This window comes from Neptuniibacter sp. QD37_6 (assembly GCF_047778085.1).
Taxonomy (GTDB): Bacteria; Pseudomonadota; Gammaproteobacteria; order Pseudomonadales; family Balneatricaceae; genus Neptuniibacter.
Map to the genome: position 1 here is coordinate 2,457,814 of NZ_CP180550.1, position 17,652 is coordinate 2,475,465.

The following is a 17,652-nucleotide window of genomic DNA, read 5'->3' on the forward strand; positions in this document are numbered from 1 at the left end:
GATTGATCACTTATGAGCGAGAATTCGATATAACCTAATTACTAAAGGGTCTAAGTACGATGGTTGTCACTAAGATGTCTGTTACTCACAAGTTAACAGCAATCATCCTGTTATTACTCAGTGTTAGTATCGCTATGAAGGCATACGACCTCTGGGAATACAGAGCAGATTTATTACAGGAACGAAAACTCCAATCCAATCATGCTGTCTCTATGGCATACAGTATTATTGATCATTTCCAACAACAGCAAGCTGCAGGTGTTTTGAACCAAACCACCGCTCAAACACAAGCGCTATCAGCCCTTCAAGCGATGCGCTATGACAATGACAATTATGTATGGATCAATGACCTTGATGCTCGCATGATCATGCACCCCATCAAGCCTGAACTTGATGGCAAAGATATGAGCAGTTTTAAAGACGGCCAGGGCAAAGCCCTATTCACAAATATTGCTAATACTGCACGTCAAAATAACGAAGGCTATGAAGATTATCTGTGGCCTCGCCCAGGTAAAAGTATCGCTGTGGAAAAAATTTCCTACTTCAAACTTTTTGAACCATGGGGCTGGGTGATCGGCACAGGCGTCTATGTTGATGATGTTGATGCCAGTTTCTATTCAAGACTAACTGAAGCTTTCATCTTCCTCGCTCTAGTTATTCCTATGGTTGTCTGGCTTACAGTTATCATTTCACGCTCTATCACTCAGCCATTAAGTCACATGACCAAAGTTATGGAGAATGTCGCTAAAGGCAAACTAATGGCTCGAATTGATATTAAAAACCAAGATGAGCTGGGAGATGTTAGTAAAGCGATCAACCATACCCTTGATATCCAACAACAGCTGATTCAAAAGCTGACTAACTCAAGCCACCATATTCTGAGTTCGGCTGAACAAATGGCTTCAACAACTGAACAAACTTCCGCGGGCGTTAAACAACAGCATGGTGAGACTCAGTTATTGGCAACAGCTATGCAAGAGATGTCAGCAACAGCACAAGATGTTGCAAACAATGCCCAGCAAACTGCAGAGATAACAGTGCAAGCAGAAAGCACTGCACGCTTAGGAGATGAAATAGTTCGAACAACAATCTCTGCAATTAATGATCTAGCTGCGCAAGTTCAGTCCCAAGCCGATGTGATTACTAAGCTCGAACAAGACACGCTACAAGTAGAAAGCATTCTAAGTGTTATCCGAGATATCTCTGATCAAACAAACCTCCTTGCCCTAAATGCCGCGATTGAAGCAGCACGAGCAGGCGAGCAAGGTCGAGGTTTTGCCGTAGTAGCAGACGAAGTCCGTGTACTAGCAAAGCGTACATCTGAATCAACTGATCAGATTCAATCATTGAACGATCGCCTGAAAAATGCCTGCCAAGGTGCTGTCAGTATGATGGGTAATAGTCATTCTGAAGCGCAAAACTGTATTGATCGTGCGGCCTCTGCCGGTGAGCATCTCAATGACATCGTACTCAATGTGCAGCAGATCATGGAGATGAACAGCGCTGTTGCAGAAGTAGTCCAGCAACAAAGCCAAGTAGCAGAAGAGATGAGTAATAACCTCAATAACATCTCGATGATTGCGGAACAAACTCAAGGTGGCGCTACCCTGACAGCGAATAATAGCGAACAGCTCGCTTCTCTAGCACGAGAGCTACGTCAACAAGTTCAGCACTTCCAAGTGTAATACTTAGCGAGTGGTAATGGTGCAATGCCATTACCACTCCTTATTGTTTAATCCCTATTAATCTATTTCTTCTCTTAAGATTCTCGAACACATCAACTCCCCTCTATCTTTAGCTCTCTAAGGCTGTTATAAAAAAGAGGATGCTAATTGAGCCCAATAAAAAATAATAATAACGAGAGTCTGGCATGCGATGCTTTTGGTGTTTTTTACTATTAATCCCTCTTCAGCTCCACGCTGAAACTATTCAAATGCTCAACTGGGACGCCTACCTAGATCCTGAAGTAAAACAAGAGTGGGAGAGCAGCACTGGTCATCATGTTGAAATAATTAAGTTTGATAGCGATGAAAAACGCGATGCCCTTCTACTTGAAGCACACCAACATAGTATCGATATCGCTGTTGTTGATGAAATTGTTGCGGAGCGCTTCGGTGAAGAGGGAAAATTCGTAGAGATCAACGAGAAAAACCTACCAAGCATTAAATTCATGGGTAATTTTTGGCGTGAGCGTTGCGGTAATTATGCAGTACCCTATTTTTGGGGAACATTAGGTATTGTTTACCGTTCAGATAAAGTAGCTCCGCCATCATCTTGGAAAGATATAATACAGCCCTCCGATGAACTTAAAGGCCATATAGGTATGCTAAATGATTATACCGATCTTTTAGCACCTGCCCTTTTTATGAATGGTGCTCCTCTTAATACGGACAATTTAGAGATTTTAAAAAACACCTTCAACACACTAAAAGATCAGGTGGACTATGTACTGACATACGACTATCCCATCACATTCCTTGAGTCCTCTCCAAAAGCAGACCAATTATATCTGGCTGTTGGATATGGCGGAGATCAAGTAGCAATGAATGAGAAAATAGGGAAAGAGGGTTTATGGAAATACGTTGTTCCTGAAGAAGGAACTGTCTTATGGGTGGACTGTTTAGCAATTCCCTCTAATGCCAAACATATCGAAACAGCTCTAAATTTTATTGAATACTTAAACCAACCTAAAGTTGCAGCAAAGAATGCAGAACGCCTGCACTACGCGACCCCAAATGATGCTGCCATACAAGAACTATCCGAAGATTTTAGAAACAACCCCGAAGTATTCCCAAGCCAAGAGATTCAGAATAAAAGCGAACTGTACGAGAAATTAAGCAACGAAAATATAAAACAACGTCTTCGAATCACGAATGCTATAGTTAATATTCATGAATCTAAACAAGCGCGCTAGCTTTCTAATACTGCCTATTATTTTTTTCAGCTACACGTTAGCCGCCTTGGTTGCGTATGAACAGCAAAGCCAATCGATCCAAATATTAGAACAACACAAACTCAATCTACGTTTAAGCGCGTTACACTCCGAATTTTCGACCTATGATCGTTTTCTAGACGCTTACCTTGTTTCATTACTTGAAGGGGAAACTCTAGAAAACTTTATTCGGGATACTAGCAATATATACCGAGATAGGATGTTAACTAACAACTTGGAATCAGCTATTAGTCGCTATTTCAATAACTTAACAGAGTTTGTTTCTTTAGCCGTTTTAGATGAAAGTAATAACGTGGTGTTTTATATAGAAAACAGCACCGATCCGTTTTCAACCATTCGAGAAGAGCAACTACGTCTAGCTGAAAAAATCAGTACTGAGAAGAAACTCAATATGTGGGAGCACCACTTTCAAACCTCAGGCTCCATAATGCAACAAGGGATTGCGATCGATTCACGTACCCTTACCACCCCATTACTCATTCAACTGGAAGATACATTTAAAGTCATTATCGCTGCAAAACCGAAAGCATTTGATTCTCTTTTGCGGGAAGTTCAAGAAGAATTCCAAGCAATTGTCGTATTTTCCGATAAATACAACCGCCCCCAAACCAATAAGCTATACGCCAATGCCCTGCTCAAAAAGAATTACTATTTGAGTATAACGCCCTCACCAGCTTATTTAGGTAATCTGCTTGCCAATCTGAAACAGCGTTTACTCTTTATTGTAATTTTAGGTTCATTAATTACCTTCACCCTACTCCAACTGCTGATCAAAAAATTCATCACTGCGCCTATTTCACAATTGGATCAACAATTAACAGAGATCACAACTCACGAACGGCAGAATATTGATGCCCCACAATCAAATGACGAAATTGGGCGCCTCGGACGTAAATTCCATAATCTCTATGAACAACTGCATCAGTCCTATCAAAAAAGCCACCTGCAATCCCGAACTGATGCGCTGACTCAACTGCCCAACCGAGCAGCCTTCTACGACACGGCATCTCATCAAATAGCAGAGGCAGAAAAAACCGAAAGTCTGATAAGTTTGATCTACCTAGATTTAGATAACTTCAAGTTCGTAAATGATAAATATGGTCACGAGGTGGGAGATAAATTACTACAAGCAGTGGCTATACGTTTAAACAACATTATCAATATCACCGCCAAAAAGTACGATACGAAAGCTCCCCAAGCCTTTCGCCTCTCTGGGGATGAATTTATTGTACTGTTGCCCAATGTATCAACCGAACAGGCTCTAAAACTTTGCGAAAAGATCTTACATCTTTTCGCCGACGGTTATCATTTTGAATTAGGTCATTTCCCTGTTACAGCCAGTATCGGTTTAGCTACCTACCCTCAAGATGGCCATACACTCTCTCAGCTGATATCAAACGCTGATTTAGCCATGTATCAGGCTAAAAAATCAGGTAAAAATAAACAAGCTGTCTATTCAAAAGAGTTAGCAAAGCGGGATCGTCAGAGAAAAGAGGTTGAAACAAAATTAAAGAACTTAAATCCAGACAAAGAATTCACTCTCAACTATATGCCTATCATCAATCAAGATGGTTCTATTAAAGGCTGCGAAGCGCTACTACGCTGGCATTCGAAAGAACTCGGCTTTGTACCACCTGACCTGTTTATTCCAATAGCAGAAAGCACCGGAATTTTTGAAAAGATTGATCTTTGGGTTGCCAGTAAAGCTCTTAATGACCTATCTGAACTGTGTAACCTTTTCGGCAATCAGTTTGAGCTTTCTATCAATATATCCTCAGCCGAAATTGGATCTGAAAGGTTTATAAAAACTCTTAAGGAACTAAGCATTAATAGCCAGATCCCGCTAAATAAAATTATTTTAGAAATCACGGAAACCTTCGCCTTAAGCCAAGAGCAGAATGTGCTGGGTTGGCTCAGTGAATTACAGGATCTGGGCTTCCAGATTGCCATCGATGATTTTGGCACTGGTTATACCAGCCTTATGCAGATGGTTGATTACCCAGTAGATATCATCAAATTCGACCGAGAGTTGGTTAACCGCATTACCCTGCCCAAGAAGCAAACATTAGCAAAGGCCTTGGTAGACCTATGTCATTTCCAAGATATTACGGTCGTTGCAGAAGGGGTCGAAACGCAGGATCAACACAATCTACTGAAAGCTGCAGGTTGCGATTTTCAACAGGGCTATTACATCGCCAAACCTATGCCCATCACAGAGTTAGAAAGCTGGTTAACAAACTACAATCTATAATTGGTAGATAAGATTTTTCAGTAAGGATAATAGTCTTCCCCTCCCTACTCGAGGGTATTTATTCAGGCATTAGTCAAAATGAAACTGCTATCTCCAATCTTTGTTATTTTAGCGCTAACAGTCAACTACGCTATAGGTTCAGAACTCGAGGTAAATCTCACAGCTGGTGAATATCCTCCCTACCAAAGCCAAGAATTGAAACACTATGGCGTAGTCTCCCGAATCGTATCTGAAGCCTTTGCTTTAGAAGGTGTACAAGTCAACTTTACATTCATGCCTTGGAAGCGAGCGTACCCCTCGATTTTAGAAGGGAAACTAGATGGCGTGGGCTACGCGACCAAAAAAAAGAACGAGAAAAATATTTCTATTTCTCTGAACCGATTTTTCAAAAGACACGTGTTTTTTTTCATCACATAGATCACTCCTTTGACTGGAATACTATTGATGATCTGAAAGGGCTACAAATTGGGGCGTTATCTGGATATGCCTACAATGACGAATTCGATCTAGCGGCAAAACAACAAATAATTACTGTACAAAGGGTAGAAACGCACCAACAAAATATTGGAAAGCTAATATTAGGCAATAGAATCGATCTTGCTATTAGTACCATCAATCAAGGTTATGACGTCCTACAAAGGGCTTATCCGCAGGCTAAAAACTTAATCACCTACCACCCTAAACCACTGCATTCACCCAATATGCATCTAATGCTTTCTAAGAAAATAGAGAAAAACAAAGACCTCATCGTTTTATTCAATAGAGGTTTAAAAAAACTCAAAGAAAGCGGAAAGCTGGAACAATACTTTAAAGAATCACAGCAGGGAGAATATTTACCTTAACTCCCCACTTAATAAAAATTTTCGTTTTTAACTTTTAAACGTGATCACTGATAAGCTTCAGTCCCCCATAGAGGAACTGTAGATAGGCTATGTTTATAACTGCCTGACGTCTCTTTGGTCGAGTAAGATACGTACATCAATGTACGTGATTGAGGATCGTAAATTCGACGGATTTTCATCGATTTAAAGAAAATGCTTTTCGATTGTTTAAAGACCACTTCACCGGATTTAGATTTATCAATCTTCTCAAGCATCGCTTTATTGATCACGCCAGTACGACGACAAGCAATCGATGAATCACTCGGATCAGAAAAATCCAGGTCAGCTTCAATACTCGCCACATGACAAGTCACACCTGTAACAATAGGATCAACTAACACACTAATTTTAATATCCTTAGTGGTTAAGACACCCAGTGAAACATCCCCTACTTCCTGCTCATCACTGCAACCAGACAACCCTATAATAGCTACTATCAACAATAATTTTTTCATCTTCGTCCCTAAATACACAATATCTAATAAGTTTGCCTGATTTTTCTATAGCCAGCCTTAATCTTTGATGTTAAATCACGTCACCGTCCCATTCAGACTAGTTGCTTGTTCATGCATTGATTCAGCTGCCGCTTAGTAGCGTTATCTTACTCATTTAAAGTTCGCGCGTAGAAGCTCATTTACTTTGTGTTCTAACTACTTAGCTATAATAAAGTAAGTATTTCAGCTATCGATAGTGGCCTTTCAGAAATAACTTTGAGAAAAATATGAAGTTTTTGTTTCCCCTAGTTCTATTTATAGTGACTTTATTTCCTGTAGCTAATGCTGACGAAAAAACAATCATTATGGGCTACAAAGCGATTGCTAAACCGCCTTTGATTGGTAGCAACGGGGATAACTCCGGTCTTTATTTAGATCTATTTCAAAAAGCAGCTGAACGTATCGGCTATGAGCTAGTTGTTGTCAGAATCCCCAAAAAACGACTTCACTTTGAGCTAGCTAGGGGGACTGTAGATTTCTACCCTGGCTCCTCTTTTTCTCAAAAGAGAACGGGCTATCTGTTCTATTTACCAAACGGTCTACAAACGAAAGAGGTTCTAATAACCCTAGATAACCAAGCTGAAATTGAATCAATGGATGAAATTGAAGGCCGGCTGATTGTTGAACTTTCAAGTAGCAAACTCGAATGGGACCAAATCTACCCAAAGTTAACCATCTCAAAGATGGGCAAGCTTTCTATGGAAAAAGTAATAGAGGCGCTTAAAACAGGTAGGGGGGACTTCTATATTGCTGATATCGAAATTGTGGACCACTACCAAAAACTTAATGGCTTAGAGAGTTATGAAGATATTGGGATAAAGATCCATCACAATGCGATCAACCAAGCTTTTATACCAATGAACATGGGGTTCTCTCGTAAATCCAAACTATTCTCGGAATACCCAAACCCAAGCTTTTCCCCTGACGCAGATATAAGCATTGAGAACTTTTATACCATAGTGGACCAAAATTCAGTTGCTTATCAGTTTTACCAAGCATTAGATCAGCTTAAACAAGAAGGGTACACACAAAATCTATATGACCAGTACTTTAAGAAAGTTCAGGAAGTAAAGTAGTGAGTTAATCTGCATGTACTCTAGAAAAATTCAAATTTAAAGTACGCCCCCCCTTAATAGCTTTTGGAAAATGAATGGCCATAAACTAAGTTTCGTTGATGACCATGTATGAAACCAAATAAGAAAGAAATAGGTAAATTTACTAAAAATAACTCTGGTTAAAAGTGACTACTACTTGCCCCTAGGCCATTTGAGTTTTTTAAGTATTTCGATACTTTTATCGGTTATTTCATCGCAATTTCCTGTCATATAGGCCATCGTAATAGCCCCTTCTTGCATAATACAAATTGCATCCAAAAGATCAGGATTATCCTTTCCTAAATACTTCTGGATTAAATTTCTAACCTCTTGTTTGTGGTAACCGCAGTATTGAGAAATTTCACATTCAGCATCACTGAATTCGGCTGATGTATTAATGAAAAAGCAGCCTCGAAAATCTCCTAGTTCTGCTTCCAAGCCCTTAAACCAACCATTTAATGCATTAAACACAGCTTCAATTACATCTGTTTCAGATTGAGTACCAACCAGTTTTTTCTCTAACCAAGCCATAAAGTTGTCATGCCTCTGCTCTAAGGCTGCCAACACCAATGCATCTTTACTTTCGAAATGATTATAAAGGGTACGTTTAGCAACCCCTGACGACTTTAAAATTTCATTTATACCGATGGAATTAATGCCATTTTTGTAAAAAAGCTTTAACGCAGTATCAATCAGTAACTGCCTCTTTTGACTCATTGTTATCTCCTATCAAAGCCATTTTATCTTGGCAAAAGTAGTACGGTTTGTCTACCGGTTACTAGAATCATAAACGGCGTTTTAGGGCTCTTTCCAAACGACCAACCTGCCTGTTTGAAAATTTGTATAAAAAATTGATTGACACAGGTAGACCAACCTGTCTATTTTATTAAGTAGACAAAGCGTTCTACTTTAGGGAGGGATTTATGAATCAGGTTGTTTCAACTCTATTCTGCGGATTTAACTTATCTTCAGTCAGCACATTATCTAAATTTGCTAAATCTCGGCTAAACAAGGCAGTGATCTCCAGCTTGATATGTGGTGCCTTAATCTCTCCTGTTTCTAAAGCAGAAATTCGTAAAACAATACCCCAACCAAGTTTTGGAGCATCAACTCCATTTACAGGACTGTTAGCGGCTTACTGTTTGCCTGTTCGTCCTAACCTTCCCTCAAAACCCAACATTCAGTTAGAACCAGAATTCGTCGAGGTTCATTTAATGCTGATAGAGGAAAACCAAATGAAATTTACAAAAGCACTGAAAATGGCTGCTACAGCGGGCGCACTATTAATGAGCAGTATGAGCTTTGCTCAAGCAATCAATATTGGAACCAACGATTTAGCGATCAAAGGTTACGACCCAGTTGCATATTTCACACAAAACCAAGCGATTGAAGGCTCAGCTAAATTCACCGCAACGCATGAAGGGGCGATCTATCGTTTCAGTAATGAATCAAACCGCGATCTATTTAAAGCAAATGCAGCTAAATACGCTCCACAATTTGGTGGTTACTGTGCAATGGGTGTAGCACTTAACAAGAAGCTAGACGTAGACCCAAGTGCTTTCTATATCAAGGACCACAAGCTTTACCTCAATTTAAATAAAGATGTGCAGAAAAAATGGCTGACTGATATTCCAGGTCACCTAAAAACTGCAGATCGCATTTGGCGTGGCATTGAAGACCTAACAATCGCTCAAGCAAACGCAGAAGATTAATTAACAGTGCCCCCGTATTTACATGAGTTCAAAGGAACAGGAGAAAACCAAAATGAACAATAAACAACATGTAGCAACAACCGCTCTAGCAGTCGCTCTTTCAACCATTGCGACCCTTCCCTCTGCTCACGCTGCAGGTAAAGAAAAGTGCTACGGCGTTGCACTTGCGGGCCAAAATGATTGTGGCAATTTAGCCGGCACACATTCATGTGCAGGCCAGTCCAAAACCGATAACGACCCAGGTGAATGGAAACTTGTCGCAAAAGGTACGTGTAAAGAGATGGGAGGCCTATTGAAAGCTGAAGCTAAAAAACGTTACGCCGAACAGCAAAAATCGTAATGAAATACACTCATTAGGAGAACAAAGATGTCCTGCCTCTACACGGATAAATTTACCAAAGAAACCTGTAAAGCGATGGTCGGTGTGGGTTTACGCCACCAGCATTATAAGGAGGCATTACTCGGAACATCGTCCATTGATTTTGTAGAACTTCATGCCGAAAACTTCTTTGCCGAAGGAGGCATTATCCCTGAACTATTAAACGATATTGCACAACAGTATCCAATTAGTTTGCACTCTACATCGATGGGTCTAGGTTCAGCAATTGGGATAAACAGAGAGTATCTGCTGCGCTTAAAGCGCCTGTCACAGCAGATTCACCCCATTTTAATCTCTGATCACGCTTGCTTTACTTGGAGCCACTTAAATGGGAAATCAGTGCACGCAGGAGATCTTTTACCGCTTGAGTTTACGCAAGCAAGCCTAAAGGTTATGGCGGATAATATTGATCAAGTACAACAACTACTCGGTCGGCAAATCCTAGTAGAAAACTTGTCCGCATATATTACTTTTCCACATTCACAAATGAGCGAAACGGAATTTCTCTCACAATTAGTACACTTGACCGGCTGTGGGCTGTTATTGGATCTGAATAACTTACTTGTTAATGCCCATAATTTCAGTGAACACCCCGCTTTAACTAATGCTGAAGACTGGATAGATCAAATTCCCATAAACGCCGTAGGTGAAATTCACCTAGCAGGCTATACCTCGATTAAGCAAGGTGAATTGATCATTGATGATCATAGCCAGCCCGTATCAGACGAATGTTGGGCGTTATACCAAAGCACATTGCAATTAACAGGTCCGGTTACGACCCTTATTGAATGGGATAACGATCTACCCTCCTGGCATGCACTATTAGCACAAGCAGAATACGCAAAATCAATCATGCAAAATATCACTCTTCCAAAAGAGGAGTTTGCCCATGCTATCTGAACGCACTGCTTTAGATAACCGCCAAGCAGCACTTATCAATATGATATTCAGCGGCATTCAGTCTTCCACCGAACATCCATTCCACCCTGAGGAACAAGGAATTCAAATCTATAGAAACAACCTATTAATTACCGCAACCAGAGCCCTGTGTATGAACTATCCAGTAATTGAAAAAATGCTTGGACCTAAGACCATGAGGCTTTTAACTCAGCAGCTTCTAGAGATAGAACTACCTAACAGCGGTGACTGGGCGGACTTTGGTAAAAGCTTACCAGCTCTAATAAATAAAGGCCCTTTGCATCAAGAACATCCTTATTTGGAAACAACCGCAAAGCTTGAATGGCATTTAAAGCAAGCGGCGAGAAGCACAGTAACAAATCTTGATATTGCTTCACTTTCTCACCTCTCCGACACCGATTTAGGCAAGGTTTATATCCAACTAGGAGAAAATATAAACCTGCTTACAAGTGCCATTAGAGTTGATGAGCTTTGGCGACTCCATCAGCCAGGCAGAAATAAAGACTTACTTAACAGTGAAAGCCTATTAACTGTTCTCATACCTCAAGATAAACCGTACTGGTTTGTGATCTACCAAAAAGACCATCTTCCCTGCATCAAATCAATCTCTGAAGCAGAGTATCGATGGTTCTCAGCCATACAATCTGGCCACAGACTTTCTGATCTTCTAGAGCAATTCCATCAGTTTGACTTTAGCCAATGGTTATCTGAAGCCATTGAACAACAATGGCTAAAAAAACTCTGCAAGCGATAAGATAAGGAGCTCATAATGATTCACTGGATTAGAAGCACATACCAAAACTATTTAGACCACGAAAAAGTACTCAATAAAGCACATATAGTGGCATCTATATTTTCTCGGTTTTACATAGCCCAAGTATTTTTCAATGCAGGTTTAACCAAAATACAGGATTGGGACACTACGCTATTTCTTTTTGAAGAGGAGTATCAAGTACCTTTCCTGTCATTTGAACCAGCTGCTGTTCTTGGAACCATGAGCGAGCTAATTCTTCCCATATTATTATTTACAGGATTATTAACTCGCGTTGCAGCCATAGGACTATTTATCGTAAACCTTGTCGCTGTCATTAGCCTGATCGAAATAGCTCCAGCCGCACTTTATTTGCACTACATTTGGGGCCTTCTTCTAACTCACATCATCATTTACGGTTCCGGCCCTATTGCACTCGATAATGTGGCCCGAAAAATAAATCCGAAAATGCACATGAATAAAGAAATACTCACCTAGAACGAACTAGGCACAGAGGAAGTAAAAATTCATGCTTCCTCTTATATCCCTACCCAGAACTAAACCATTACACAGGTAAAAAAATTATGCCGATAGACAGTAGGAGTAACTTTAAAAGTGTAGCCCCTTTCGACAGCAGTAAACTGGCTATAATGACTCCCAATCAACAACAAAGGCTACGGGATTTACAAATAAATGTTGGGCAAAAGTTGGTTATCAAACATGATCTAGAGATCATCGCTTCTTTCAGCACAAATGGCTGGCGCCACTTTAAAAACGCTGATGATGTAAAGAACAGCTATTCTTTAATGACCGATCTAGAGTTAGTCGAAAAGCTAAAAGAAAAATACGGTAATTCACTCTCTATTTTTGAATACCCAAGGAATGAAAGACCGACGCTCGCCGAGGTTTACAAATAGTACGTAATCTCTATTTATTAGGGCTACCTATGTATCTACTCGAACCTGATTTCGGCCTTCTGACTTCGCAATATATAAGGCCTTATCAGCTCGGCATAAAAACGCTTGGCTATCCTCACCTGAAATATATTCTGTAACACCAAAACTTGCTGTAATCACTAAATTCGGTTCACCTTCATATGCTCCTATATCCAGTCTGATCTTTTCTGCTAGAACTATAGCTCCTTGTTGATCAGAGTGAGGGCAGATAATAAGGAACTCCTCCCCACCCCAACGACCGACAATATCACTAGCACGTACTCCCTTTTTAATTAAATGAGCGGTAGCAACAATGACATCATCACCTGTTTTATGGCCGTAGGTATCATTAATCATTTTGAAATGATCTAAATCACACATAATGATAGATAAAGGTTTTTGATAGCGTTTCACTCGTTCTATCTCCAAAAGCATTGCATCATCAAGCTTTCTTCGATTATGTAAACCTGTAAGTTGATCAGTTACTGCCAACTTACTAATCTCATCCGTCGCCTCTAGAATCCTTTCTCTCATACGTCTAAATTCTAGAAAAAGCTCCCCGATTTCATCATCCCTTACCAACTCAGGGGAGAGATCACTTCTTGCCTTTTCTAAGTTAGAAAAATTTTTCAGCCGTTCTTCAAGTTTTAGTATCGGATTCAAAACTAACCACCACAGCACAGCCATGGTGCTTAAAGTCACGAAGGCTGAAATGATAAGAACCAACCCCGCTATACGAAACACATACATTCGTAATTCAGTATTTATAAACTCTACATCTAACCTCATAGTGATCTGACGACTGCCAACTTCCGGAACGTCTAAAAGCCATTGAATATCTAATTTCATATTCTCTCGCTGGTAATAACTAGAACGACGTAAAGTTAAATTTGAAATCGGGCCTACCCCCTCTAAGTCACCAAAATTAATCTTTGACTGTTCGTTCTCTTCAAGTCTAAAACCAAGAATATTATCCATGGAGAGAGAAGCGGTTAGCTGTTCAATTGAGCTCAGATCGAAAGGAATAGACCGTTGAGAAAAAATATTATTGACGACAAGATCAGCCAACTGCTCTTGCTTATAAACCAGCTCACTTTCACGTTTAAGGTAGGACGGGACGAGAACAAGAATTTCTATGACAATAAGAGATAAGAAAACAAAAAAGGCTATTTTTCGGGCAAGTTTAGATTGTAAGGCCGCAAGCAAGGACGCTACAAAACTATTCCTTTCCATTTACAAGTGCCCTCTACAGATGCCTACAGTGGGTGTTATAAATCTATGATATTCAGACGGTTAGTATAGTCTATTCAGCTGTAGTGCTATGATTTTCTAGATCCTGATATCTAACTATTAGCACTATAACCAATTTAACACTTACCTCATCAATGCGGGCTAAATCTACGAGTAAGCGTATTTAACAATGGGTAATATTCTGGGTCGGATGAGATATTATTGTGCCCAGCATGATCAAACTCGTAGATAGTCGCTACATCATCGGAAAAACTGCTGAATAATTTCATCGCACTCTCTTCAGGTATCACAGCGTCCTCCCCTGCAAGTAGAATAGCGGTTTTTGATTTGACCGCAGGAGCATATTGCCAAGATAAGTATTTATCTTTGAGTAACAACGATACAGGGAGTCCCCAATAGCGCTCACTCGCCACGTCCTCAATGCTACTGTACGGCGTTATCAAGATAAGTTGCTCAGGAGATTTTTCAGCTGCTAATCGTGTAGCGATACCTGTTCCTAAGCTTCTCCCCATCAGTACCATTTCAGTATTACCCTTGGCAACGTGTTCATACAACACAAGAGCATCTTGATAAATGGGCTCTTCTCGTGGATAACCATCACTACCATACCCCCTGTAATGCATGAGATATAAAGAGTGTTCAGGGAAAGTTTGCTTAAACTTAACTAGGCGTTGCGAAACATCTTCAGCATTACCCCCAAAATAGATAAGCGCTTTATCACTGTTCCTCTTTTCAATGGTCACAACAGTATGACCCACTTCTGTCGGGATCAGCAGAGTATGCTCTTCACTATTAACTTTACGTTCTTGAGGGAAATAGAGGAGGTTTTCTTGATTAAAGTAAAGAACTGCGCAAATCAGTATGTAACCAAAGCCACCTAAAAATAATAATCTTAAGACTGCTTTTTTCATAAGCCAAAACTCGTCATGCGTCTTTGAAGAAGATTAATTAGACTCATTCAATCAGCAAAAGACTGCTACTCAACAATCATGTGCTTGTAAACGCTCTTGAACATCACCAATGTTAAATCAACTTGTGCAAAACACTCGATGCCCTTATAAAAAAGAATTCTCTGTATGCTGAATTCGTAGTCGTTAGCACACCCTTCACCTGAACACTGTCAGTATAACCGGCAACAGCAGTCAAATTTTGATCTGCTTAGTTACAGCTCTCGGCAAATTTACATCAATTGTAAAAAGGTAATAGTGGAATAGTCCCACTTTTCTATACAAAAAAAGGGAGATCACGGCGATCTCCCGAAACACGCTAAGAAGAACCTTAGCCTGAGGTGGGGATGAATAAAAATACCCGCCAGTTAACCCGCTCTACTTGAGGGACATAGAGCGAGTTTCAGTTTTAACCGATCATGCTGATGCAAAGCGATGTGACATCATCAACATGACCGACTGGCAGCAAAACCCTGGCGAGCAGAACTTTCTAGCTATTACAGAGTTGAGCTTGGCCCAAACACTTCGTAATGAAGCTGCTCTTCAGGAACATTTAAACCTGTTAACTGTTGATGGATCGCATGCATAAATGGCAGTGGTCCACAGAAGAAAAAATCTGCATCAAGTGAACAGTACTGCTTAATTTTGTCAGCAGTAATATAGCCATGATGGTCATAATCTTTGCCTTTTTCTGCACCGTAAATATCTTCATAGAAAGTAGCAGTAGAAAGATTCGACAGATCATTTTTCAGCATATTGATATGCCCACCAAATGCATGCACATCTTTAGAACGGGTACCGTGTAACCAGCTAATTTTTCGAGAATCTCGTTTTAAAATAAGCTCATTAAGCATGCTTAATACGGGCGTGATACCCACACCTCCGCTAATCAGTACAACAGGCCTGTTATTGTCTTTTACAAAGAACTCGCCACCAGGCATATGAACAGGAACGATATCCCCCTCTTCGACCTTGCTATGTAGATGATTAGAAACCAAACCATCTGGCGTATTTTCATCACCACTAGTTTCTGCTTTTACCGAAATTCGATAGACATCTTCACTATGAGCGTCAGACAAGCTGTATTGACGGATCTCGGTAAACTCTAGATCGGGATCCTTGATTTTCACGCTGATAAACTGACCCGCTTTATATTTAGGTAACGGTTTGTCATCTAGTGGCGCTAAATAGAAAGAGGTGATTTCGCTACTCTCTTTTACCTTCTTCACTACGCTGAAGTCTTTAAACCCTAACCAGCCTTGATCCTCTAGCGAGCTGTCATACAGATTAGCTTCCGCTCCGATTAAGATACTGGCTAATAACTCATAAGCCTCAGCCCAAGCATCGATCACTTCATCAGTGGCAATATCTTCACCTAATACCTCACGAATCGCCTTTAATAGGTTTCGACCCACAATCGGATAATGTTCTGGTTGAACATCTAAGCTAAAGTGTTTCGCTGCAATACGGTGCACTTCCGGCCCAATGGCTTCCAATTTATCAATATGCGCTGCATACGAAGGAATTGATGATGCTAGCGTGGATTGTTGGCGACCGTTAGCTTGGCTCACCATGTTAAAGACATTTTTAAGCTCCGGGTTCTCTTCAAATAAAAGACCATAAAAGTGCTTGGTCAGATCAGTACCTACTTCTTGAATAAGCGGAACAGTTGATTTCACGATGGCTATTGATGTTGGGTTCACAACTAATACCTCTTTGCCGCCTTTTAGATGTATTTTTAATACATCTTATAGATGGACCATTAAGATGTAAATACAATACACGTTATAAATTTCAGGACGATTTCAGAATTTATAGAAAAAAGTCTTTTAAATCAGAAAGTTAACCTGATTATTTTTAACTTTAATAGCTCAAATACCCTAAACACCTAAAGGCAAAGACTAAAAAGGAACGAATTGATCTACGGATGGAGCAGAAATTTCTTACTTGAAATAACATCATATTGAAGAAGAGGATAGATTCTTGAATAACGATAACTGGGTTAAACCCACCCTTATAAGATCATCCATCATTGCCATTGTTGTAGGCACGCTACTCAACCTAATTAATCAGGGCGATCAGTTTTTTGCTGGATACTATGTTAATTGGCTCAAAGTGAGCCTGACCTACTGCGTTCCCTTCTCGGTATCGCTATTTAGCAGCTGGTTAATCATCCGTAGTCGGCCAGAACCAAAACCTTGCCCAGAAGTAATAAACCATCAACGCTTAGTTGGGAATGAACTGAACTCATTAACCAACTTTGCCCAAAAAGTGCTAAGCAACGCGACCAAGGTAAATATAGCCTCCACTGAGCGACTCGCATTTTTACAGTCACTCTCCACCAGCATTAATTCCTCTATAAAAGAATTAAACGGTATAGGCCAAACGCTAGAAGGGAGTGAAAATGACCTTGGGGGGATTCAATCTAATTTCGGAAAACTGATGGATCAAACCTCTCTACTAGGTAACGAAATCCATCAATTTTCCGATGCCTCGCAATCGCTTAAACATGAGATCGCGCAATTTCTAGCGTCCTTTGAAGGTATCTCTTCGCTAGCGTCTGCAATTACAACCACCTCAGAGCAAACTAACCTACTTGCCCTGAATGCTGCTATTGAAGCAGCTCGAGCAGGAGAAGCAGGTAAAGGCTTTGCCGTAGTAGCTGATGAAGTAAAAGCACTGGCACAGCATTCGCGCGAAAATGCACAGGATATCGATCAGAATCTAGAAAACCTGAAACAACATGAGATCCGTCTTAAAACTCAACTAGAACTGATCGAGCGCACAGTAAACAACTCACTAAAAACCGTGAGTACAGGTACAGAGAATGGCATGTCTTCTTTAACCGATGAAACACTATCTAAAATCGATACGTTATTCAGCCATATTCAAGCAATCAATGAGCGCACCTCAGAAGAGCTAGAAAACTTCCAGGAGATTTCTCAACAATTTGAAGCGGTGATAGGCGATGCACAAAAAGCGATTGATGGCTCTGCAGCCAACATTGCGTTTGGGGCGTCGATGGTGGATCTGAGTTCTACGATGTCATCTAAGCTCAAGATCGCTTAGATTGAAAGATAACTTAA

General features: G+C 40.3%; 17 protein-coding genes. 12 read left to right on the forward strand and 5 right to left on the reverse strand.

Annotated elements, in window-relative coordinates; genetic code table 11:
• Nucleotides 1-59: 59 nt before the first annotated feature.
• The 4 genes from ACMXYO_RS11725 (at nucleotide 60) to ACMXYO_RS11740 (ending at nucleotide 6,046) form a co-directional block, all read left to right on the forward strand.
• Nucleotides 60-1,685 carry a methyl-accepting chemotaxis protein gene (locus tag ACMXYO_RS11725; protein WP_415885289.1) on the forward strand — a complete coding sequence of 542 codons (1,626 nt, stop codon included), beginning with the start codon at nucleotides 60-62 and terminating at the stop codon, nucleotides 1,683-1,685.
• A gap of 248 nt (nucleotides 1,686-1,933) precedes the next feature.
• Nucleotides 1,934-2,914 carry a spermidine/putrescine ABC transporter substrate-binding protein gene (locus tag ACMXYO_RS11730; protein WP_415885290.1) on the forward strand — a complete coding sequence of 327 codons (981 nt, stop codon included), beginning with the start codon at nucleotides 1,934-1,936 and terminating at the stop codon, nucleotides 2,912-2,914.
• Nucleotides 2,892-5,204, forward strand: a complete 2,313-nt coding sequence (locus ACMXYO_RS11735) for an EAL domain-containing protein (RefSeq protein WP_415885291.1) — start codon at nucleotides 2,892-2,894, stop codon at nucleotides 5,202-5,204. The genes ACMXYO_RS11730 and ACMXYO_RS11735 overlap by 23 nt, the downstream gene beginning before the upstream one ends.
• A 278-nt stretch (nucleotides 5,205-5,482) precedes the next feature.
• A complete protein-coding gene (locus tag ACMXYO_RS11740) occupies nucleotides 5,483-6,046 on the forward strand; it encodes a substrate-binding periplasmic protein (RefSeq protein ID WP_415885292.1) in 564 nt (187 codons plus the stop codon).
• Nucleotides 6,047-6,090: 44 nt separating this feature from the next.
• On the opposite strand, the gene ACMXYO_RS11745 is transcribed toward ACMXYO_RS11740, so the two are convergent.
• Complete coding sequence (locus ACMXYO_RS11745; protein WP_415885293.1) at nucleotides 6,091-6,540, reverse strand: CreA family protein; 450 nt, start codon at nucleotides 6,538-6,540, stop codon at nucleotides 6,091-6,093.
• 266 nt (nucleotides 6,541-6,806) lie between these two features.
• Between ACMXYO_RS11745 and ACMXYO_RS11750 the strand changes: the two genes are divergently transcribed.
• Nucleotides 6,807-7,655, forward strand: coding sequence for a substrate-binding periplasmic protein (locus ACMXYO_RS11750; protein WP_415885294.1), 849 nt, complete (start codon nucleotides 6,807-6,809; stop codon nucleotides 7,653-7,655).
• 171 nt (nucleotides 7,656-7,826) lie between these two features.
• Here the strand turns inward: ACMXYO_RS11750 and ACMXYO_RS11755 are convergent, their stop codons facing one another.
• Nucleotides 7,827-8,390: a TetR/AcrR family transcriptional regulator gene (locus tag ACMXYO_RS11755; RefSeq protein WP_415885295.1), complete on the reverse strand. Its 564-nt coding sequence runs from the start codon at nucleotides 8,388-8,390 to the stop codon at nucleotides 7,827-7,829.
• A gap of 206 nt (nucleotides 8,391-8,596) precedes the next feature.
• On the opposite strand from ACMXYO_RS11755, the gene ACMXYO_RS11760 reads away from it, so the two are divergent.
• From ACMXYO_RS11760 to ACMXYO_RS11785, 6 genes are all read left to right on the forward strand, one after another.
• Nucleotides 8,597-9,385, forward strand: coding sequence for a YHS domain-containing (seleno)protein (locus ACMXYO_RS11760; RefSeq protein WP_415885296.1), 789 nt, complete (start codon nucleotides 8,597-8,599; stop codon nucleotides 9,383-9,385).
• A gap of 52 nt (nucleotides 9,386-9,437) precedes the next feature.
• Nucleotides 9,438-9,725: a DUF2282 domain-containing protein gene (locus ACMXYO_RS11765; protein ID WP_415883922.1), complete on the forward strand. Its 288-nt coding sequence runs from the start codon at nucleotides 9,438-9,440 to the stop codon at nucleotides 9,723-9,725.
• Between the two features lie 27 nt (nucleotides 9,726-9,752).
• On the forward strand, nucleotides 9,753-10,664 hold the full coding sequence (locus ACMXYO_RS11770; RefSeq protein ID WP_415885297.1) for a DUF692 domain-containing protein: 912 nt from the start codon (nucleotides 9,753-9,755) through the stop codon (nucleotides 10,662-10,664).
• Complete coding sequence (locus tag ACMXYO_RS11775; protein ID WP_415885298.1) at nucleotides 10,654-11,436, forward strand: putative DNA-binding domain-containing protein; 783 nt, start codon at nucleotides 10,654-10,656, stop codon at nucleotides 11,434-11,436. Before ACMXYO_RS11770 ends, ACMXYO_RS11775 begins: the two co-directional genes overlap by 11 nt.
• Nucleotides 11,437-11,451: 15 nt before the next feature.
• Entirely contained in the window at nucleotides 11,452-11,931 is a 480-nt protein-coding gene (locus tag ACMXYO_RS11780) for a DoxX family protein (RefSeq protein ID WP_415885299.1), read from the forward strand.
• Between the two features lie 209 nt (nucleotides 11,932-12,140).
• Nucleotides 12,141-12,350, forward strand: a complete 210-nt coding sequence (locus ACMXYO_RS11785) for a hypothetical protein (RefSeq protein WP_415885300.1) — start codon at nucleotides 12,141-12,143, stop codon at nucleotides 12,348-12,350.
• A 27-nt stretch (nucleotides 12,351-12,377) separates the two neighbouring features.
• On the opposite strand, the gene ACMXYO_RS11790 is transcribed toward ACMXYO_RS11785, so the two are convergent.
• The 3 genes from ACMXYO_RS11790 to hmpA form a co-directional block, all read right to left on the reverse strand.
• Complete coding sequence (locus tag ACMXYO_RS11790; RefSeq protein WP_415885301.1) at nucleotides 12,378-13,601, reverse strand: diguanylate cyclase; 1,224 nt, start codon at nucleotides 13,599-13,601, stop codon at nucleotides 12,378-12,380.
• Between the two features lie 149 nt (nucleotides 13,602-13,750).
• Nucleotides 13,751-14,530 (reverse strand): alpha/beta hydrolase, encoded by a 780-nt coding sequence (locus tag ACMXYO_RS11795; protein ID WP_415885302.1) that lies wholly within the window; start codon nucleotides 14,528-14,530, stop codon nucleotides 13,751-13,753.
• A 533-nt stretch (nucleotides 14,531-15,063) separates the two neighbouring features.
• Complete coding sequence (gene hmpA, locus ACMXYO_RS11800) at nucleotides 15,064-16,269, reverse strand: NO-inducible flavohemoprotein (RefSeq protein WP_415885303.1); 1,206 nt, start codon at nucleotides 16,267-16,269, stop codon at nucleotides 15,064-15,066.
• A 280-nt stretch (nucleotides 16,270-16,549) separates the two neighbouring features.
• On the opposite strand from hmpA, the gene nrtS reads away from it, so the two are divergent.
• Entirely contained in the window at nucleotides 16,550-17,635 is a 1,086-nt protein-coding gene (gene nrtS, locus ACMXYO_RS11805) for a nitrate/nitrite transporter NrtS (protein ID WP_415885304.1), read from the forward strand.
• Nucleotides 17,636-17,652 lie beyond the last annotated feature (17 nt).

Bases quoted from the DNA above. Each gene is read 5' to 3' on its own strand.
- ACMXYO_RS11780 (WP_415885299.1), top strand. From the start codon at position 11,452: ATGATTCACTGGATTAGAAGCACATACCAAAACTATTTAGACCACGAA.
- ACMXYO_RS11760 (WP_415885296.1), top strand. From the start codon at position 8,597: ATGAATCAGGTTGTTTCAACTCTATTCTGCGGATTTAACTTATCTTCA.
- ACMXYO_RS11770 (WP_415885297.1), top strand. From the start codon at position 9,753: ATGTCCTGCCTCTACACGGATAAATTTACCAAAGAAACCTGTAAAGCG.
- ACMXYO_RS11735 (WP_415885291.1), top strand. From the start codon at position 2,892: ATGAATCTAAACAAGCGCGCTAGCTTTCTAATACTGCCTATTATTTTT.
- ACMXYO_RS11745 (WP_415885293.1), bottom strand. From the start codon at position 6,540: ATGAAAAAATTATTGTTGATAGTAGCTATTATAGGGTTGTCTGGTTGC.
- ACMXYO_RS11750 (WP_415885294.1), top strand. From the start codon at position 6,807: ATGAAGTTTTTGTTTCCCCTAGTTCTATTTATAGTGACTTTATTTCCT.
- ACMXYO_RS11795 (WP_415885302.1), bottom strand. From the start codon at position 14,530: ATGAAAAAAGCAGTCTTAAGATTATTATTTTTAGGTGGCTTTGGTTAC.
- ACMXYO_RS11790 (WP_415885301.1), bottom strand. From the start codon at position 13,601: ATGGAAAGGAATAGTTTTGTAGCGTCCTTGCTTGCGGCCTTACAATCT.
- ACMXYO_RS11765 (WP_415883922.1), top strand. From the start codon at position 9,438: ATGAACAATAAACAACATGTAGCAACAACCGCTCTAGCAGTCGCTCTT.
- ACMXYO_RS11775 (WP_415885298.1), top strand. From the start codon at position 10,654: ATGCTATCTGAACGCACTGCTTTAGATAACCGCCAAGCAGCACTTATC.
- ACMXYO_RS11725 (WP_415885289.1), top strand. From the start codon at position 60: ATGGTTGTCACTAAGATGTCTGTTACTCACAAGTTAACAGCAATCATC.
- ACMXYO_RS11755 (WP_415885295.1), bottom strand. From the start codon at position 8,390: ATGAGTCAAAAGAGGCAGTTACTGATTGATACTGCGTTAAAGCTTTTT.
- ACMXYO_RS11730 (WP_415885290.1), top strand. From the start codon at position 1,934: ATGCTCAACTGGGACGCCTACCTAGATCCTGAAGTAAAACAAGAGTGG.